Annotated in this window: 16 protein-coding genes; 4 read left to right on the forward strand and 12 right to left on the reverse strand. The window is 70.8% G+C overall.

The window, feature by feature from the left end; all coding sequences use genetic code 11:
* Nucleotides 1-25 precede the first annotated feature (25 nt).
* Together ACI3KY_RS01695 and smc are read right to left on the reverse strand one after the other, a co-directional pair.
* Nucleotides 26-727 carry a hypothetical protein gene (locus tag ACI3KY_RS01695; protein ID WP_404928475.1) on the reverse strand — a complete coding sequence of 234 codons (702 nt, stop codon included), beginning with the start codon at nt 725-727 and terminating at the stop codon, nt 26-28.
* Between the two features lie 64 nt (nt 728-791).
* Entirely contained in the window at nt 792-4,367 is a 3,576-nt protein-coding gene (gene smc, locus ACI3KY_RS01700) for a chromosome segregation protein SMC (protein ID WP_404928476.1), read from the reverse strand.
* A gap of 816 nt (nt 4,368-5,183) precedes the next feature.
* On the opposite strand from smc, the gene ACI3KY_RS01705 reads away from it, so the two are divergent.
* Both ACI3KY_RS01705 and ACI3KY_RS01710 read left to right on the forward strand, forming a co-directional pair.
* Complete coding sequence (locus ACI3KY_RS01705) at nt 5,184-6,266, forward strand: GNAT family N-acetyltransferase (protein ID WP_404928477.1); 1,083 nt, start codon at nt 5,184-5,186, stop codon at nt 6,264-6,266.
* Nucleotides 6,259-7,359: a GNAT family N-acetyltransferase gene (locus tag ACI3KY_RS01710; protein WP_404928478.1), complete on the forward strand. Its 1,101-nt coding sequence runs from the start codon at nt 6,259-6,261 to the stop codon at nt 7,357-7,359. The genes ACI3KY_RS01705 and ACI3KY_RS01710 overlap by 8 nt, the downstream gene beginning before the upstream one ends.
* A 30-nt stretch (nt 7,360-7,389) precedes the next feature.
* Here ACI3KY_RS01710 and mutM read toward each other — a convergent pair whose 3' ends face one another.
* The 6 genes from mutM to ACI3KY_RS01740 all read right to left on the reverse strand — a co-directional run bounded on the left by mutM (nt 7,390) and on the right by ACI3KY_RS01740 (nt 12,631).
* The gene (gene mutM / locus ACI3KY_RS01715; RefSeq protein WP_404928479.1) at nt 7,390-8,322 is read right to left on the reverse strand and encodes a bifunctional DNA-formamidopyrimidine glycosylase/DNA-(apurinic or apyrimidinic site) lyase; all 933 of its coding nucleotides are present in this window, start codon (nt 8,320-8,322) and stop codon (nt 7,390-7,392) included.
* Nucleotides 8,315-9,016, reverse strand: a complete 702-nt coding sequence (gene rnc, locus ACI3KY_RS01720) for a ribonuclease III (protein WP_404928480.1) — start codon at nt 9,014-9,016, stop codon at nt 8,315-8,317. The genes mutM and rnc overlap by 8 nt, the downstream gene beginning before the upstream one ends.
* 16 nt (nt 9,017-9,032) lie before the next feature.
* Entirely contained in the window at nt 9,033-9,242 is a 210-nt protein-coding gene (gene rpmF, locus ACI3KY_RS01725; RefSeq protein ID WP_163617368.1) for a 50S ribosomal protein L32, read from the reverse strand.
* Nucleotides 9,243-9,275: 33 nt separating this feature from the next.
* Nucleotides 9,276-9,812: a YceD family protein gene (locus ACI3KY_RS01730; RefSeq protein WP_404928481.1), complete on the reverse strand. Its 537-nt coding sequence runs from the start codon at nt 9,810-9,812 to the stop codon at nt 9,276-9,278.
* A gap of 115 nt (nt 9,813-9,927) precedes the next feature.
* Nucleotides 9,928-10,425 carry a pantetheine-phosphate adenylyltransferase gene (coaD, locus tag ACI3KY_RS01735; RefSeq protein WP_194415181.1) on the reverse strand — a complete coding sequence of 166 codons (498 nt, stop codon included), beginning with the start codon at nt 10,423-10,425 and terminating at the stop codon, nt 9,928-9,930.
* Nucleotides 10,426-10,468: 43 nt separating this feature from the next.
* The gene (locus tag ACI3KY_RS01740) at nt 10,469-12,631 is read right to left on the reverse strand and encodes an ATP-dependent DNA helicase RecG (RefSeq protein WP_404928482.1); all 2,163 of its coding nucleotides are present in this window, start codon (nt 12,629-12,631) and stop codon (nt 10,469-10,471) included.
* 156 nt (nt 12,632-12,787) lie between these two features.
* Between ACI3KY_RS01740 and rsmD the strand changes: the two genes are divergently transcribed.
* Nucleotides 12,788-13,351 (forward strand): 16S rRNA (guanine(966)-N(2))-methyltransferase RsmD, encoded by a 564-nt coding sequence (gene rsmD / locus ACI3KY_RS01745; RefSeq protein ID WP_404928483.1) that lies wholly within the window; start codon nt 12,788-12,790, stop codon nt 13,349-13,351.
* 158 nt (nt 13,352-13,509) lie between these two features.
* On the opposite strand, the gene thiL is transcribed toward rsmD, so the two are convergent.
* The gene (gene thiL / locus ACI3KY_RS01750) at nt 13,510-14,505 is read right to left on the reverse strand and encodes a thiamine-phosphate kinase (protein ID WP_404928484.1); all 996 of its coding nucleotides are present in this window, start codon (nt 14,503-14,505) and stop codon (nt 13,510-13,512) included.
* A gap of 81 nt (nt 14,506-14,586) precedes the next feature.
* Here thiL and ACI3KY_RS01755 point away from each other — a divergent pair, with 81 nt between their 5' ends.
* The gene (locus ACI3KY_RS01755) at nt 14,587-15,084 is read left to right on the forward strand and encodes a DUF3515 family protein (RefSeq protein ID WP_404928485.1); all 498 of its coding nucleotides are present in this window, start codon (nt 14,587-14,589) and stop codon (nt 15,082-15,084) included.
* Between the two features lie 33 nt (nt 15,085-15,117).
* Here the strand turns inward: ACI3KY_RS01755 and ACI3KY_RS01760 are convergent, their stop codons facing one another.
* From ACI3KY_RS01760 to ACI3KY_RS01770, 3 genes are read right to left on the reverse strand one after another with little or no spacing between them, the layout of a single operon-like run.
* Entirely contained in the window at nt 15,118-16,236 is a 1,119-nt protein-coding gene (locus tag ACI3KY_RS01760) for a D-alanine--D-alanine ligase family protein (protein WP_404928486.1), read from the reverse strand.
* Nucleotides 16,136-17,272, reverse strand: coding sequence for an NAD(P)H-dependent glycerol-3-phosphate dehydrogenase (locus ACI3KY_RS01765; protein WP_404928487.1), 1,137 nt, complete (start codon nt 17,270-17,272; stop codon nt 16,136-16,138). Before ACI3KY_RS01765 ends, ACI3KY_RS01760 begins: the two co-directional genes overlap by 101 nt.
* Complete coding sequence (locus ACI3KY_RS01770) at nt 17,262-18,026, reverse strand: lysophospholipid acyltransferase family protein (protein ID WP_404928488.1); 765 nt, start codon at nt 18,024-18,026, stop codon at nt 17,262-17,264. Before ACI3KY_RS01770 ends, ACI3KY_RS01765 begins: the two co-directional genes overlap by 11 nt.
* Nucleotides 18,027-18,029 lie beyond the last annotated feature (3 nt).

An 18,029-nucleotide genomic window follows, 5' to 3' on the forward strand; every position in this document is an offset into this window, starting at 1 on the left:
CCCCCAGCCTAAGTGCCGGACACCGTCAGTCCGACGCGGGAGCCACCGCGATGCCGACGTACTCGTCCAGCAGGCCCGTGACCTGGGTGCCGATGTCCTGACCGGCCGGGCACTCCACGTTGACGACCAGTGAGGTGCCCAGCGCCCCGAAGGTGCGACCGAACTCGCTCCAGCTCGCGTCGTCGCCCCCTGCCCCGCCGCTGCCCCCGACCATGCGGATCTCGACCGTGCCCTCCTGGGTCGTCTGGGCGACGTGATCATCGGACGCGTTCGCACTGACGTCGGCCGGCGTCACTCCGGGGATCTGTGTGCTCAGCACCGCGGCGAGCATGTTGTCGGTGCTCGCGCGGTCGTCCGCGCCGAGTTCGAGATCGGTGATGGCCCCTTGATAGAACGCAATCGTGCACTGGGTCTGTCCATCGAGGTACGCCCAGCTGCCGTTGCCGTCGTCCGGCGACGACACCGCGAATCGTTCGTCGGCGGCCATCAGCCGGTCGTCCCAGCCGACGACCCAGAGTGCGGGATCCAGGTCCGCACCGGCCTCGAACGTGATGTCGGTGGGGGGCTCGCCGTCTGCCTCCGTCGGCTCCGGTGTCGCCGCGTCGGACGCGGATTCCGTGGGCTCCGGCGTGGCGCGCCGGGCACCGGACACATCGGGCGTGCACGCGGTCAAGAGGAATGCCGCGAGGACGACGCCCGCCGCCGCCGCAGGCGCTGAGGTCTGCATACGCCGAACGCTACTCCTCCGGCCGCAGGCGCGCGGTTGCTGCCCCTGCGGCGGTGGATGGCGTTCAGGAGGCGGCACGCTCCACGATCCGCTGCCCCACGACCGCCGACACGCCGTCCTGCCGCATCGACACCCCGTACAGCGCGTCCGCGATCTCCATCGTGCGCTTCTGGTGCGTGATGACGATGAGCTGGCTGGACGCCCGCAGCTGCTCGAAGACCCCGAGAAGGCGGCCGAGGTTGGCGTCGTCGAGCGCTGCCTCGACCTCGTCCAGGATGTAGAAGGGACTCGGCCGGGCCTTGAAGATCGCCGTCAGCAGCGCGACCGCGGCGAGCGAACGCTCTCCGCCGGAGAGGAGTGAGAGCCGCTCGATCTTCTTGCCCACCGGACGCACCGCGACTTCGATCCCCGTGGTCAGCGGTGACTCGGGATCGGTCAGCGAGATCGATCCGGTTCCGCCCGGGAACAGGATGGGGAACACCTCCCCGAACGCCACCTTCGTGTCTTCGAACGCCGCGAGGAAGATCGACTGCATCCGTTCGTCGAGTTCCTCGATGATCGTCAGCAGGTCCTTGCGGGTCTGGGTGAGGTCGGCGAGCTGCTCCGTCATGAACCTGTGACGCTGCTCGAGGGCTTCGAACTCCTCCAGCGCCAGCGGATTGACGCGTCCGAGCTGCGCGAGCTTGCGTTCGGCCTCCTGCAGCCGCCGGCGCTGCTGCGCACGGTCGTACGGAACAGTGCGCACGGCGGCGGCGTCTCCGTGACCGTCAGGATCCGCGGCCTCGACGTCGGGCCGGGCGGACTCGACGTCTGCAGCAACGGGAACGGGCTGGTCCGGACCATATTCCGAAATCAGAATGTCTTCACCGAGTCCCAGCTCGGATTGCACGCGTTCCAGCAGACCTCCCACGTGCAGCCGCTTCTCGTGGATCTGCAGCTCGAGGGTGTGCACGCTCTCGGTGAGCCCGGCCAGCCTCTCGCGCACGGCGCTCTCCTGCGCACGCAGCTCACCGAGTTCGGTGGTCACCGCCGTGCGCTCGGACTCTGCGGCGGCGAGCTCGGCTCGCGCCTGCGCCAGTGAGCGGTCGACGGAGTCGATGACGGCGGGCAGCTGGCCGGCCACGCCGGCGGCGATCTCGCGCTGTGCCCTGCGCACGACGGCGCGTCGCGCGGCCTCAGCGGCGGCCTCCCGCTCCCGCTCGCGCTGGCGTTCGAGTCCGACCACACGCGCCTCTCCGGCGCGGATGCGCTCACGCAGGGTCTCGACATCCAATCGCGCACGCATCTCGGCGTCACGCGCCGCTTCGAGCTCGGCAAGCATGCCCTCGCGCGCAGACGCATCGAGGATCGGTCGCGGGGCTTCGAGCGCCGCCGTCAGCTGATCCTCGGCGGAGCGTGCCGAGCCCTCCGCCTCCTCGACCGCGGCCGCCGCCTGCTCGACGCCGGCAGCGAGCCGGTCGCACTCGGCAACGGCAGCCTCGTGGCGCACCGTGGCGCGATTGACCTGCTCCGCGTGGGCGGCGAGGGCGGCATCGTGCTCGCGGAGGGTGGCGAGCGTCGTCTTGGTGCGTTGGCGCGCGGACTCGAGCCCGCGGGTCGCGTCGCCGAGCGCCTCCCGCAGCGACTCCGCCACGACGGTGATCTCATCGCGGCGTTCGGCTGCGGCATCCCGTTCCGCGGCAAGCTCCAGCCGAGAACGAGACGAACCGGCACCCGCCCGGAGCGAGTACTCGGTGTAGACCTCACCACGGCGGGTCACCAGCGTCAGCGGGCCGCCGAGTCCGGCGTCCGCCAGCCGGGGCCCGGCTTCTCGCGCGGTCTCGAGGTCGTCGACGACCACCACGTACGACAGCAGCCCGAGCACGCCCTCAGGGGCGGTCACCACGTCGCGCGCCGGAACCACGCCGCGAAGCTCGGGAAACGCCGGCGGGCTCGTGACGGCCTCCGCGATGACGATGTCGACCATGCCGGCCTCGGCCTCGCGTGCCGCTCCCGCCACGGCGAAGGCGCTCGCACGGTCGTCGACGAGCACACCTTCGGCGATGGGACCCAGGACCGCGGCGATGGCCGCCTCGAACCCGGGCTTGACCTGCACCGCGTCGCCGACGAGTCCCCGCACGCCCTCGCGACCTTGCGCGATCAGCGCGGAGGCGCCGTTCTTCACGTCGAGCGCCCGGCTCAGCGCGGCCGTCTGGGCGGTCAGCGCCTCACGCTCGCGCTCTGCCGCATGCAGGCGTTCGCGCAGCGTCGACACCGACGCCTCGGCGTCTGCGGCGTCGCGCTGCGCGCGCTCGTAGGCGGCCGCGTGGTCGGCCGTCGACGCGTCCGGCACGACGTCGGGGTCGACCCCGGCGAGGACCTGCTCGGTCTCGGCGCGGCGTGCGAGCGCGGCGTCCAGCGCCTTCTGCTGGCGTTCGACGGCGGTGCGCACGGCGGCGAGTGCGGATGCCGCGGCCTCGGCCGTCCCCCGCAGCGCCGTGATCCGCATGTCGTGCTCCGAGACGAGCGCGCTCTGGGCGGCGATGTCGGCGTCGAGGGCATCGAGTTCGGCACGGGCGCGCACCACGTCGCGGGCGGCCGCCGCCGCCGCGTCCTGCGAGGCGCCGAGGCCATCCGAGACGGCGTCGATCTCGGCACGCGCCTCGTCGATCATCGCCTGCGACACCGTGGTGAACTCGATCCGCTCCTCGTCCTCGGCATCGCCGAGCAGCGCGAGTCTCTGGCCCGCCAAGGCGTAGAGGCCGCGGAGGCGCTCCTGCACCCGTTCGAGCCCGTGTGCCACGCGCCGCGCAGCATCCACGTTCTCGGAGCGCTGGTCGGTCTCGAGCTGCTCGATGCGCGCGCGGGCGTTGTCGAGACTGTCCTGCAGCACCATCCGCTCGGCGTGGCGCTCCTGCTCGCTCTGCGCGTGCGATGCGAGCTCGGCCCGCAGCCCCGAGATCTCGTCGGCGAAGAGCCGCGCCTTCGCATCGCGCACCACGGCGGCGATGGTCGCCGCCTCCCGCGCGATCTCGGCCTGCCGGCCCAGCGGCTTCAGCTGTCGGCGCAGCTCGCCGGCGAGGTCGCTCAGTCGTGTGAGGTTCGCCTCCATCGCATCGAGCTTGCGGAGCGTCTTCTCCTTGCGACGGCGGTGCTTGAGGATGCCGGCGGCCTCCTCGATGAAGCCCCGACGGTCTTCCGGGGTCGCCTGCAGAACGCTGTCGAGCCGCCCCTGACCGACGATCACGTGCATCTCGCGACCCAGGCCGGAGTCGCTGAGCAGCTCCTGGACGTCGAGCAGCCGGCAGGGTTCGCCGTTGATGGCGTACTCGCTCGAGCCGTTGCGGAACAGCGTGCGACTGATCGTCACCTCGGCGTACTCGATCGGCAGCGCCCCATCGCTGTTGTCGATGGTGAGCTGCACCTCTGCACGCCCGAGCGGCCCGCGCGTCGCGGTGCCGGCGAAGATGACGTCTTCCATCTTGCCGCCGCGAAGCGTCTTGGCCCCCTGCTCCCCCATCACCCACGCGAGGGCGTCGACCACGTTCGACTTGCCCGAGCCGTTGGGACCGACGATGCAGGTCACTCCGGGCTCGAGTGCGAAGGTCGTCGGCTGGGCGAACGACTTGAACCCTTTGAGCGTCAGGCTCTTCAGGTGCATGGATCCGCCCCCACCCGGTCGATTACCCGCCTACGCTACCGGAGCGCAGCGCTCCGACCCGGCAGACGGGCCGCGGAGATCGGATGCCGCGACACGCCATGCGGACACCGAATCTGCGAATTCGCTTGACGCAGGACTCCGGCTAGCGGTAACGTCACTCTCCGCGTCTGAAGTCGAGAAAGGAGGTCCCCCGATGATGCTGATGAACCCCACTGGAATCGCCGCCCGTGATGGCGGAGCGATTCGTGCCGTCGCGTCGGGGACCCTCTCCTTCGGCGCGGTACTGAGCGGCCGCTTCCCCGCCGCCATCTGATCCCCGCAGGGGACGAGTCTGCCCGCTTCCGGGCGACATCCGTCTGCTGCGCCGCATCCGCTTCGCGGTGCTGAGCGCGCGTCCCCTACTTCCGTCCCGTCGTGCTGCGGCATGACATCCCCGCCTCCGGCGCCTGCCGAGGCATCCCTTTCACAACCGGAAAGAGCAATCATGAATACCCTTCTTGCGCCGCAGCGCCCATCGGGCCTCCCCGATACGCTGCGGCTCCCGAGCCGCGACACCCGGACCTCGCCCCTGGACCGCCTCGCCCTCCATCTGGGTCTGAGGCTCCTCCTCTGGAGCACCCGCACACCGCGACTCGCGGATGACCGCACTCGGCACGCCCACGCGTACCGACACCAGGAGGCGACCGCGCAGCGTGAGCTCGCCTACCTCCGCGAGGCCAGCCTCGCGCCACGGCCGTGATGGCCCTCGGGTCCGCCGCCCCCGTCGGGCGGCGGACCCCCACCACTCATTCCTTCCGAGACCAAGGACGCACTGACATGACCACCATCACGGGGCTGGAGTTCCGGCCCCTCGTCATACCCGACTCGATCGACACTCCGGACGCCGCCGACTTCCGCGAGATGGTCCGGGTACGCAACATCATCTACCGCGAGATCTCCGGTCATGACGACCACCGCATCGCGGCCGACGAGCTGCTCCCCCATTACCGCCCCACCGAGTACCAGACCCGCCGGTCGTGGGTCGTCGTCGACGACGGGGCCATCATCGGCCGGGTCGGCGTCGACATGCCTCAGGAGGACGGGTCGAAGGAGGCATTCTGGCTGATCGAGCTGCTGCGCGACACGTGGGGTCGCGGGATCGGCTCGGCCGCCTATGACCTCGTCGAGCGCACCGCTCGCGAGTTCGGCCGCAGCGTGCTGCAGTCGTGGGCCGAGCACCCGGCCGCGCCGGGTCCCCAACTGGCACCGCCCACCGGTTTCGGCGAGATCCCTCGTGACCACATCGCGCGGTTCTACCTGCGACAGGGCTACACGCTCGAGCAGGTGGAGCGCAACAGTGCCTTCGATCTCACCGGCTCGTTCGCCGGCGTCGAGCGACTGCTGGCGGAGGCACAGGCGGCGTCGCCGGCCTATCGCGTCGTGCAGTGGTTCGCGCCGACGCCGGAGGAATATGCGCCGGGGTACGCCTGGATGAAGTCGCGGATGTCGACCGATGCACCCTCTGCCGCCCTGGACTTCGCAGAGGAGACGTGGGACACGGCCCGCATCGCAGAGCACGACGCGAGATACACCTCCGCAGGACGCACCATCCAGGTCACGGCGGCGCAGCACATCGGGACCGGCGAGCTGTGCGCCTTCAACGAGCTGGTGATCGGAAAGGATCGCGGTGAGCCGTCCCACCAGGAGGACACCCTCGTCCTCAAGGAGCATCGCGGGCACAAGCTCGGCACGCTCGTGAAATGCGCCGGGCTGCTGTCCTGGCGCGACGTGGCGCCCGCTTCCGCGCGCGTCATCACCTACAACGCAGAGGAGAACCGACCCATGCTGGACATCAACGAAGCCATCGGCTTCGCGCCGATCGCGTACGTGGGCGCGTGGAAGAAGGTGCTCGATGACTGACCTCACCGATACCCGCATCGTGACGGTCGAGCGCATCCCCATCCCCGAGACAGCGGACGCGCCGGACGCCGGGATCTTCCTCGAGATGGTGCGGATCGCCAACGCGGTCTGCCTCGAGGACGCGGGTCACGACTACCTCCGTGAGGAGCCCGCCGAAGTACTCGGGCTCTGGCAGGACCAGCAGGACTGGACCCAGCTCGGCTTCGCAGCCATACGCGGCGACGAGGTTCTGGGCGCTGTGAAGATCGTCATCGCGAACGAGCCGGAGACGAGCAGCGTCGAGTTCGACCTCATGGTCGATCCGCCTCATCGCGGGCAGGGCCTCGAGGAGCTCCTCCTCGCCGAGGTCGAGCGCGAGGCCCGCGACCGCGGCCTCGGCACGATCCAGACCTGGACGCTGCATCGACCGCAGTCCACGGGCGCGCGCGTTGAGCCGTCCACCGGGTGGGGCTCGATTCCAGCGGACGATGCGCAGACCCGATTCCAGCTCGCGAGCGGCTTCACCCTGGAGCAGGTCGAGCGCAACAGCGTGTTCGATCTCACCGGCGACTTCGCCGTCGTCGAGCGCATGCTCGCCGAGGCGGAGGAGTTCGCGGGCGAGGACTACCGCTCACTCCAGTGGACGTCGCCGACGCCCCCCGAACACGTCGACGGGTTCGCACACGTCATCTCGCGCATGTCGACGGACGCACCCGCGGGAGGTCTCGTCGTCGAGGAGCAGCACTGGGATGCCGCGCGCGTCAAGCGTCGCGACGCCCGGTTGAAGGCGCAGGGGCTCACCGTCTCCGTGGCCGCCGTGCTGCACGTGCCCACCGGGCGGATCGCCGCGTACAACGAGCTGGCAATCGGTGAGGACCGTGCCGGGGCGACTCAGCAGTTCGGCACGCTCGTCGTGAAGGAGCACCGCGGCCGTCGCCTCGGCACGATCGTGAAGTGCGCCAACCTGCTGCGGTGGCGAGAGATCGCCCCCGGATCGCCGCGGGTCTCCACGTTCAATGCCGAGGAGAACCGCCACATGCTCGACATCAACGAGACGATCGGGTTCGTGCCGGCATCGTACGCCGGTGCGTGGAAGAAGGTTCTCACGTCGTGATCCGGCCGGCAGCCGCTGCGCGCTCCGGGCTCAGGGGGTCGTCGGGCGCGGGCGCGGCATCCGCTGGCAGTGCGGGCAGAAGTGGCTCGAGCGATTCGTGAACGACACGCGCACGATCGGACGGCCGCATCGGGGGCACGGTTCCCCGGTGCGGCCGTACGCATTCAAGGAGTGCGCGAAGTAGCCGGCCTGACCGTTCACATTGACGTACTGCGCGTCGAAGCTCGTGCCGCCCTCGGCCAGCGCCTTGTCGAGCACCTGGCGCACCTCTCCGAGGAGACGGTCGACCGCGCGGTTGGACAGCGCGCGCGCCGGCGTCTCCGGATGGATGCGAGATGACCACAGCGACTCGTCGGCATAGATGTTGCCGACGCCGCTGATCACCGTCTGGTCGAGCAGCACCCGCTTGATCGCGGAGTCCTTGCGCTGCAGCATCCGTCGGAAAGCCGTATCGGAGAATGCCGGATCGAGCGGGTCGCGCGCGATGTGCGCCACCTGCGACGGAACGGATGCCGCGGCCCACCCCGCTCCTCCGGCGGCGCCGTCCGGCGTGGGGATCAGCTCGTCGATCGCCAGCGACCCGAAGGTGCGCTGATCCGCGAAGACGACGGCAAGTTCTCCGTGCACCGGGTGGGCCAGGTCGATCCGCACCCGCTCATGCCGCTCGGCCGGCGCGCCCGGCACCCGCAGGAGCATCTGACCGCTCATGCCGAGATGACCGACGACCGCATCGGTCGAGAGCGGTCGCCCGGCGACGGGCTCCAGCGGCAACCACAGGAACTTGCCACGTCGGGCGGCGGCGAGCACCACGCGTCCTGTGAGCCGCGCCTCGAAGTCGGTCCCGTCGCCGGAGTGCCTGGTCAGCGCCCGCTCATCGAGGACGGTGACGCCCAGCACCAGCGCGCCGCTGACCGCAGGCGCGAGGCCGGCGCGAACGACCTCGACCTCGGGAAGCTCAGGCACGCCCGCTGAGGTCTCGCCACGCCGTGAGCGCGGCGGCCATCTCTGCGTGCTTCTTGCTCGTTCCGGCACCCTCGGCGGTGAGGTCGCCGACCGTGACGGCAGCGGTGAAGCGCCGGTCGTGGTCGGGTCCCGTCGAGGTCACGGCATACAGCGGAGGCTGCAGACCGCTGTGCGCGGCGAGCTCTTGCAGCGCGGTCTTCGGATCCATCGCCGCGCCGTAGCGCTCGGGGTCCGCGAGCAGCGGCTCGACGAGCCGCAGCACCAGACCGGTGGCGGCATCCGCGCCCGCCGACAGGTAGGCGGCGCCGAAGATGGCCTCCATCGTGTCGGCCAGGATGGAGTCCTTGTCGCGACCGCCGGTCAGGATCTCTCCGCGACCCAGCAGGAGGTACTCCCCCAGCCCGATGCCGCGCGCGATCTCGGCGAGAGCGACGGTCGAGACCACGCCGGCGCGACGCTTCGCGAGGGCGCCCTCGTCCAGATCGGGATGCGCGGTGAACAGGCGCACCGTCACGGCCAGCCCCAGCACCGAGTCGCCGAGGAACTCGAGACGCTCGTTGTTCGGCACTTGTCCGTGCTCGTACGCCCACGAGCGGTGCGTGAGCGCCAGCGACAGAAGCTCGGGGTCGATGACGACTCCGAGCTTCTGCGTGAGGTCTGCGTGAGCGGTCCGCTCGGCAGCGACGTCTGTCACGTCAAGTGCACGACGATCAGACGTCGGCGACCTTGCGGCCCTTGTACTCGAGGAACAGCTCAGTGCCCTGCGAGTCGGTGACGACCTTCGCCTGGTGGGGACGGCTGTAGACCTTCTTGCCGTTCTCGATGGTGGTGGTCAGCGTGATGGGCGCCGCCTTCCACTGCGCGCGACGCGAACGAGTGTTGGAGCGGGAGACCTTCCGCTTCGGGGGGTTACCTGCCATGGCTTGCTCTCTTCTGTGTTCTCGGCGCCGGAATCAGCCGCGGGGGCGCGGTGCTTCGTCGTCGTGGTTCGTGGTGAAGTCCTGGAGCGCGGCCCATCGTGGATCGAGGGGCTCGCGTGGCTGCGATCCGGCGTTATCGGCCAGTCGCTCGCCCGTGACCGGATCGAGGCCGGGGCAATCCGGCTGGCACACCGGCTGAAACGGAAGCGCCAGGACGACGGCTTCCCTGACCAGAGTTTCAAGATCCACGTGGTCGTCTTGAACCTCGAAGTCAGCTTCTTCCTCCCCAGGATACGCGAAAAGCTCCTGAAACTCGACTTGGAGCCCCTCGGCGATGTCGATGAGGCATCGGCTGCAGATGCCGGTGTACTCGGTGTCGATCTCTCCGGAGACGAGGATGCCCTCGTGCACGGACTCGAGACGCACCTCGACGACCACGGGCTCACCTTCGGCGACGGCCACCAGACCCTCGCCCCATTTGGCGGGAGCGGGGACGTCGATGGTGTGCTCGCGCATCTCGCCGGAGCGGTGGATGATGTCGCGGATCGGGAGGACGAACGGACCCGTCACATGCTTTCTGACCACGAGTCCAGCCTAGCCGCGGTTCCTGGTCGGACGCCCCGTGGCCGGATACCCGACGGCGAGAAGCGCCGGTGATCGGATGCCGCGGCCGGATGCTTCGAGGTCAGATGCCCCGCGCGCCGGTGTCGAGGAACCGCGCCACCGCCGAGGGCACGTACGGCGAGACGTCGCCGCCGAGAGCCGCGACCTGGCGCACCAGCGAGCTGGAGACCAGTGCGTGCGCGGGATCGGGCAGCAGGAAGACCGTCTCGACATGGGCCAGGTGACGGTTCACGATCGCCATGGGCGTTTCGTACGCGACGTCGATCTGGGAGCGGATGCCCTTCACGAGGACGCCGGCGCCGACATCCGTCGCGTAGTCGACGAGAAGGCCCATGCTCCACGAAGCCACGACGACATCGCCTTCGACATCACTCTCGGCGATCGACTGCTCCAACAGCGCCTGACGCTGCGCGATCGGCAGCAGCGCCTCTTTTCCGGGGTTGTGCACGACGAGCACGTGGAGCTGGTCGTACAGCGACGCGGCACGGCGGATCACGTCGAGATGACCGAGGGTCGGCGGATCGAACGATCCCGGGACGACGGCGATCCGGCTGCTCATGCCGACCAGCCTACTGGGCGTCGTCGGGACGACCCGCCGCGCGTCAGTTCTTCGCCAGCGCGGCGCGCTCCGCCATCCCGACGTTGCGTTCGAGGGCTGCCGCGAGACCCGGGTGACGCAGGAGCGCCGGGTCGTCGCCGAGGACCTGCTCGGCGGCGACGCGCGCCTCCGAGATGATGTCGGCGTCCTTCACAACCCGCAGCAGACGCAGCGACGAGCGCGCACCGGACTGCGCGTCACCGAGGACGTCGCCCTCGCCGCGCAGCTCCAGGTCGACCTCGGCGAGCGCGAAGCCGTCGAGCGTCGCGGCGACGGCTTCGACGCGCTCGCGGGCGGGGGTGCCACGGGGCGCCTCGGTGACCAGCAGGCACAGTCCGGGAACCCCGCCTCGCCCGACGCGCCCGCGCAGCTGATGCAGCTGCGATACTCCGAAACGGTCGGCCTCGAGGATGGCCATCGTCGACGCGTTCGGCACGTCCACCCCGACCTCGACGACGGTCGTCGCCACCAGCACGTCGATGTCACCGCGAGCGAACGCCTGCATCACGGCATCCTTCTCGTCCGACGGCATCTTGCCGTGCAGGATCTGGACGCGGATGTCGGAGAACGACGCATGCCTCGACAGCAGGTCAGCGACCTGGACGACACCCCACCGGGTGCGGGGTGTCTCGCCGCCGGTGTCGCCGGGAGGCTCATCCGCGGTGTCGTCCTTCGTGAGCGCCTCGGCGTCGATGGCGGCGCAGACGACGAACGCCTGACGCCCCTGGCCGACCTCCTCGGCGATGCGCTCCCACACGCGGCCGAACCACCCCGGGTGCTCGGCGAGCGGGGCGACGAAGGTCTCGATGCCCGCGCGCCCGGCGGGCATGGTGCGGATGGTCGACACGTCGAGGTCGCCGAAGACCGTCATCGCCACGGTGCGTGGGATCGGCGTGGCGGTCAGCACCAGTGCGTGCGGAGACGAGCCCTTGGCACGCAGCGACTCGCGCTGCTCCACTCCGAAACGATGCTGCTCGTCGACGACGACCAGCCCCAGGTCGGCGAAGGTCGTGCTCTCGCTGAGGAGGGCGTGGGTGCCGACGACGATGCGGGCCTGACCGGACGCCGCGCGGAGTGCCGCCTTGCGCCGTTCCGCCGCGGGAAGCTGTCCCGTGAGCAGCGTGGGCATGAGCTCGGGCGCGAGCTGCGGTCCCAGCATCCGTGCGATGGAGCGCACATGCTGCCCGGCGAGGACCTCCGTCGGCGCGATGAGAGCCGACTGTCCGCCGGATTGGGCGACCTGGAGCATGGCACGCAGCGCCACGAGCGTCTTGCCCGAGCCCACCTCGCCCTGCACCAGACGGTTCATCGGCCAGTCGCCCTCGAGATCTCGCGCCACATCGTCGCCGACGCGGATCTGATCGGGCGTGCGAGGAAAGGGCAGCGCGGCGTCGAATCGCTCCAGCAGTTCTCCGGGAGGCCGGCGGATGGCCGAGAGCGCCCGGACGAACTGGCGCTGCTGCAGCAGCGCCACCTGGAGGACGAATGCCTCCTGCATGCGCAGCGTCGCACGCGCCGGTTCGATCTCCTCCAGGGCCTTCGGCCGGTGGATGCGCTCGATCGCCGTTCGCGCGTCGAGCAGGCCGTGCCGCGTGCGGAGGTCGTCGGTGAGCGGCTCGGGCACCTCGCCGAGCCCATCGAGGACGAGATCCACGATCTTCTGCAACTGCCAGCTGGCGACCGTGCTCGTCGCCGGATAGATGGGAATGGGCAGGTTCACGTTCGCCTCGGCGGTCAGCCGTGCCTGCGCCTCGTCGTCGAACAGCTCGTAGTCCGGATGGGCGAGCTGCTTGGTGCCGCGGTACTCCCCCACCTTGCCCGCGAAGATTCCGCGCCGGCCCGGCTTGAGGTCCTTGACCCGCCAGGCCTGGTTGAAGAACGTCAACGACAGCTCGCCGTTGCCGTCGCTGATCACCACCTCCAGCAGCGACCCGCTGCGGTTCTTCATCCGCCGTTCGTTCACGCGCCGGACCTCGGCGACGATCGTCACCGGCTCGCCGACCGGGAGGGACGAGATCTGCGTCAGCTCGCCGCGACGCGCGTAGCGGCGGGGGTAATGCGTCAGCAGGTCGCCGACCGTGGTCATGCCGAACGCCCGCTCGAGCGCCGCCGCCGTCTTCCCGCCGACCGCTCCGCCGAGGCTCGAATCGAGGGTGAAGGACGCCATGAGACGAGTCTAGGAGCCGCCGCGGACGCACGTTCGCGCGCCCGCGCTGGGCCCTTGGACCCCGGGCACCGGTCTTGGAGTTTCGGGCTCCGGTCCCGCTACCCCGGGGTGCGGACGAGGCCCACCGGCGGCGGACGCCGGCGATATCGTGAGAGCATGACGCGCATCATCGCGGGCCGCGCCGGCTCCCTCGTGCTCGACGTGCCGGATGCCGGCACGCGGCCGACCAGCGACCGGGTGCGGGAATCGCTGTTCGGCGCGCTGGAGTCGGCCGATGCGCTGCGCGGGGCGGCCGTGCTGGACCTCTACGCCGGCTCGGGCGCACTCGGACTCGAAGCTCTCAGCCGCGGCGCGGCATCCGCGGATCTCGTCGAGAAGTCGCCGCGGGCGGCGACGGTCGCACAGCGCAACGCGGCTCGCGTGGCGATGGCCGTGGGCTCCGGACCGACGGTCACGGTGCACCGCAGCTCGGCCGACGCGTTCCTGCGCACGGGGCGGGGCCCGTACGACCTGGTGTTCCTGGACCCTCCGTACGACGTGAGCGAGGCCGAGCTCTCGTCGACGCTCGCGCTGCTCGTGCCCGTGCTGTCGCCCGCGGCGGATGTCGTCATCGAGCGCGCGGCGCGCTCACCCGAGCCGACACTGCCCGACGGGCTCCTCGCCGGCCGCTCGAAGCGCTACGGCGACACCGCGCTGTGGTGGGCGGCTGCCGGGGGCTGAGACGCCGGCGCCCCCTCACCTCGGAGCGGTCGCACCGCACGCCGCGGGTGATCCGGAGCCGGCCGCTCGACCGCCGCTCGAGTCAGAACGTCGGCGCGTCGCCCCCGGATGGGGAGGCCTCGTGCGGCAGCACGAGAACGGGAAGCCGCATCCGTGACTCAGCCCGTGCGCGCGTCCCAGTCGAGATAGGGGTCCCAGCCGCCGCGGCCTTCGTACGGCCGCCCGTCGACCAGCACCCCCTCTGCGCCGCGCGCCCGCACCACACCCACGCGCGCGAAGCCTTCCGGAAGCGGACGTCGGGCGGGGAAGGTGGCGAGCAGCGCGTGGTCCTCGCCGCCGGCGAGGGCGGACGCGGGATCGGCGCCCAGCAGCGCCGATTCCAGTGCGAGGGTGACTCCGGATGCCGCGGCCAGCCGCGACGCGTCCAGCACCAGCCCGTCCGACACGTCCATCATCGCGGTGGCACCGGCGTCCGCGGCGTCCGGACCGAGCCAGACCGGGGGCGAAGGGCGCAGCTGCGCGGCGAGGTCGGCCCGCTCGTCCGGTTGGAGCAGCCGCTCGTCGACGGGAATCGGCGCGCCCGCAGCATCCGTGAAGCGCGTGAACAGCGTCCGCAGGCCGCGCGTCGCGCGCCCCAGGTCGCCCGCGACCGCCACGACGTCGCCGACCCGTGCACCGGAGCGCAGCACGGGCGTACGGCCGGCCAGGGCACCGAGCGCGGTCACGGCGATCGTGAGCGTGTCCGAGACGGTGAGATCTCCGCCCTCGACGCGGCACCCGGGCGCCAGATCGCGACACGCCGCCCGGAGGCCGTCCGCGATCCCGGTGACGAACGACAGCCGGGTCTCGTCCGGCATGGCGAGCGCCACGAGCAGCGCGGTGGGGGTCGCACCCATCGCGGCGACGTCGGCGAGGTTGACGGCGGCGGCCTTGTAGCCGAGGTCGTACGCGCTCGACCATGCCAGGCGGAAGTCGGGTCCGTGAACGAGCGTGTCGATGGTCGCGACCACGCGGCCGTCGGCCGCCGCGATCACCGCCGCGTCATCACCCGGGCCGACAAGGGCGTTCGACTCGCCGAGCCGCTCGAGGATGCTGCGCAGGACGCGTCCCTCGCTGAGCTCGCCCACCGTCGGATCCCCGCGCTCGTCATCCACCCCACCACGCTACCGTCGACGGCCGGACCGCCCGACGAGGGGACGGCGGGACGACCCGCCGCGCCGGGTTAGCCTGGGACGGTGCGTGTTCTCCCCTCCCTGGCCGCGTTCTGGCTGGCCGTCGTCGCCGTGGTCGGGCTGACGGGATGCACGTCGACCGTCGATCTCGATCCTGCGGAGTCCGCGAACGACCCGCTGTGCGCCGAGATCACGTCGAACCTGCCCGGCACCGTCAGCGGACAGCCGCGCCGCTGGACCGACGCGCAGGCGACGGGCGCGTGGGGGGATCCCGCCAAGGTGCTGCTGACGTGCGGCGTCGAGCCCCCCGGGCCGACGACTCTCCGCTGCGAGAGCGTCGCGGGCGTCGACTGGATCATCGACGACTCCGACGCACCGCGGTTCCGCATCACCACGTTCGGCCGCACCCCCGCCGTCGAGATCTACCTCGACACCACGGCCGACGAGGACGGGAACGGCGCGTCGAGTCGCGACGTCCTCGACGCCCTCTCGCCGATCGTCAGCGTGCTGCCGGTCGACGGGGAATGCCTCGACCGGGTCGACGCGACGCCTGCGCCCTGATCCTCCGCGTCTGCCGCCCCGGCGGCCCGATCCTCAGCGCGCGTTCGCCCCGACCGTCGCCGCCGTCGCACGTTCGAGCGCCGTGTCGATGAGTTCGGTGATGAGCTCGGGGTAGGAGACCCCGGACGCGATCCAGCACTTCGGGAACATCGAGATCGGCGTGAATCCCGGCATCGTGTTCAGCTCGTTGACGTAGAGGCCGTCCGCGGCGAGGAAGAAGTCCACGCGCGCGAGCCCCTTGCCGTCCACCGCCTGGAACGCGCGGATGCCGAGCTCCTGGATCGCCGCGATTTCATCGTCCGTGAGGTCAGCGGGGCAGACCACCTCGGCGCCGTCGCCGCCGAGGTACTTGCCCTCGAAGTCGTAGAACTCGCGGGTAGTGAGCAGGATCTCGCCGGGCAGCGATGCCCTCGGCGCCCCGCCGCCGCGTCCCTCCAGGATCGCCACCTCGACCTCACGGCCCACGATCGCCGACTCGATGAGCACCTTGTCGTCCTCCGCGAACGCGAGGGCGAGGGCGTCATCGAGCTCGGACGCATCGTGCACCTTCGACACGCCGACGCTCGACCCGGCGCGCGCGGGCTTCACGAACGTCGGCTCACCGAGGGTCGCGGCATCCGCTCGCACGCCTTCCGGGTCGCTCTCCCAACGCCCACGGGTGACCGTGACCGACGGCGACACCGGGACGCCGGCCGCGGCGAGGACGATCTTCATGAAGTGCTTGTCCATGCACAGCGCGGAGTCGAGCACACCCCCGCCGGCGTACGGGATCCCGAGGGTGTCGAAGAAGCCCTGCACCGTGCCGTCCTCGCCGTGCAGGCCGTGGAGGATCGGGAGGACCACGTCGAGACGGCCGAGCTCGTCCACCGAGCCGTCGGGCCGCCGCACCCGCAGTGTCCGGTCGGCGCCCCCTTCGGGCCACACGACGCGTGTGCCGTTGTCGACGACCTCGGGAAGCCGCTCGGCGTCGAGCGCGAACTTGTCGGGATCGTCCTCCTCGAGGACGAAGACGCCCTCGCGGGTGATCCCGATGGGGATCACGTGATAGCTGTCACGGTCGATCGCCCGGAGCACCCCGCCCGCCGTTGCGGAACTGATCGAGTGCTCGCTGGATCGACCGCCAAAGAGCACCGCCACCGCCGGCTTGTCCATTCGTCGTCCTCTCGCCCTGGGGGGTGTCGTCGTCTGTCGTGAGATGCGGCGCGATGTCGCGCGGGTTCATGGTGCCGTCGAGGACCATCTTGACCTGCTCGACGATGGGCATCTGCACACCCACCTCGCGTGCCAGCTGCAGGATCGGCGCCACGGAAGCGAGTCCCTCGGCGGTCTGGTTCATCTGCTTGACCACATCGTCGAAGCGATACCCCTGACCGAGCAGGCGCCCGGCGGTGTTGTTGCGGCTGAGGGGTGACTGGCACGTCGCGATGAGGTCGCCGAGGCCTGCGAGGCCCTGCAACGTCTCGTGGTGGGCGCCGAAGGCGACGGCGAAGTCCGTCATCTCGACGAGACCGCGCGTGATGATCGACGCCTTGGTGTTCTCGCCGTAGCCCACACCGTCGACGATGCCGATGGCCACGGCGATGAGGTTCTTGAGCACGCCGCCGAATTCGGTGCCGATGACGTCGGTGTTGACGAACGTGCGGAAGTACTGGTTGCGCGCGCGGCGCGCCACCGCCTCGGCCGTCTCCTGGCTCGTCGACGAGATGACGGCCGCCGTCGGCTGCTCGCGGGCGATCTCGAGCGCGAGGTTCGGACCCGACGCGACCGCGATGCGGGCGGGGTCGCAGTGCAGCTCCTGCTCGATCACCTGACTCATGCGCAGTCCGGTCCGCCGCTCGACCCCCTTCATCAGCGACACGATCGGCGCATCGCTCTCTGCGATCAGCGGTCGCACGGCCTTGAGGTTCTGCCGTACGGCCTGACTGGGGATCGACAGGTAGATCTGCTCGGCCCCCTCGAGTGCCTCCGAGAGATGGTGCGAGGCGTGCATGTCGCGGGGCAGGTTGATGCCCGGGAGGTACTCGCTGTTGCGCTTGCCCTCCTGGATCTCGCTCGCGAGCTCGGGGCGGCGCGCCCACATGGTCACATGCGCACCGCCGTCGGCGAGGATCTTGCCGAACGTCGTGCCCCAGCTGCCTGCTCCGACGACCGCGACGCGCGGGCGGGCGGCGTCCTGCCTACGGCTCAAGGCGCCCCGTCTCCTTCTGGCCGTGATCGGCCGGGTTCCAACGCTGCGGCGGGGCCGGCTCGCCGCGCAGCTGCGAGAGCAGCCCGGCGATGTCGGCCATCACGAGGTCGGTCGCCTCGACCAGCGCGGACTGGGACGACGCCCGTCCGGCGTAGGCCGTCAGGTCCACCGGATCGCCGATGACGACCCGCACCCGACGCCGCAACGGCCACAGCTTGAGCTTGCCGTACCGCGGCAGCACCTGCTGGGCGCCCCACTGCGCCATCGGGATGACCGGGATGCCGCCGGCCAGCGCGAGACGGACCGCGCCGGTCTTGCCGCGCATCGGCCACAGGTCGGGCTCGCGCGTGAGCGATCCCTCCGGGTAGACGATCACGCCACGGCCGTGCCGGACGAGCGTCTCGGAGGCCTCGAGCGTCGCGCGGGCCGAGGCTGCGGACGCGGCGCGAGCGACCGGGACCATGCCCGTCGCCCTCAGCGCCCATCCCAGGACAGGAACCCGGAACAGGCTCTCCTTCGCCATGAACCGCGGCGCCCGGCCGGTGCGCCACACCGCGAGTGCGACCACGAGGGGATCGATCTCGCTCAGGTGGTTCGGTGCGAGGACGTACGCACCCTCACGCGGCAGCTTGTCCCTGCCCTCGATCTCGAGCTTGAACAGCAGGCTCAGCAGGGGCACGACGATGGCCGCGAGCGGCCAGAAGACGCTCGGGCGCGTCTTCTCGGCGGACGCGCGCCGACGTTCGGTCGCCACCGG

It is taken from the genome of Microbacterium sp. ZW T2_14 (genome assembly GCF_044987405.1).
Lineage (GTDB): Bacteria > Actinomycetota > Actinomycetes > Actinomycetales > Microbacteriaceae > Microbacterium.

Coding starts and splice junctions, on each gene's coding strand:
- ACI3KY_RS01695 (WP_404928475.1), bottom strand. CDS start 727: ATGCAGACCTCAGCGCCTGCGGCGGCGGCGGGCGTCGTCCTCGCGGCA.
- ACI3KY_RS01760 (WP_404928486.1), bottom strand. CDS start 16,236: ATGGACAAGCCGGCGGTGGCGGTGCTCTTTGGCGGTCGATCCAGCGAG.
- ACI3KY_RS01705 (WP_404928477.1), top strand. CDS start 5,184: ATGACCACCATCACGGGGCTGGAGTTCCGGCCCCTCGTCATACCCGAC.
- rsmD (WP_404928483.1), top strand. CDS start 12,788: ATGACGCGCATCATCGCGGGCCGCGCCGGCTCCCTCGTGCTCGACGTG.
- ACI3KY_RS01740 (WP_404928482.1), bottom strand. CDS start 12,631: ATGGCGTCCTTCACCCTCGATTCGAGCCTCGGCGGAGCGGTCGGCGGG.
- coaD (WP_194415181.1), bottom strand. CDS start 10,425: ATGAGCAGCCGGATCGCCGTCGTCCCGGGATCGTTCGATCCGCCGACC.
- ACI3KY_RS01710 (WP_404928478.1), top strand. CDS start 6,259: ATGACTGACCTCACCGATACCCGCATCGTGACGGTCGAGCGCATCCCC.
- rpmF (WP_163617368.1), bottom strand. CDS start 9,242: ATGGCAGGTAACCCCCCGAAGCGGAAGGTCTCCCGCTCCAACACTCGT.
- smc (WP_404928476.1), bottom strand. CDS start 4,367: ATGCACCTGAAGAGCCTGACGCTCAAAGGGTTCAAGTCGTTCGCCCAG.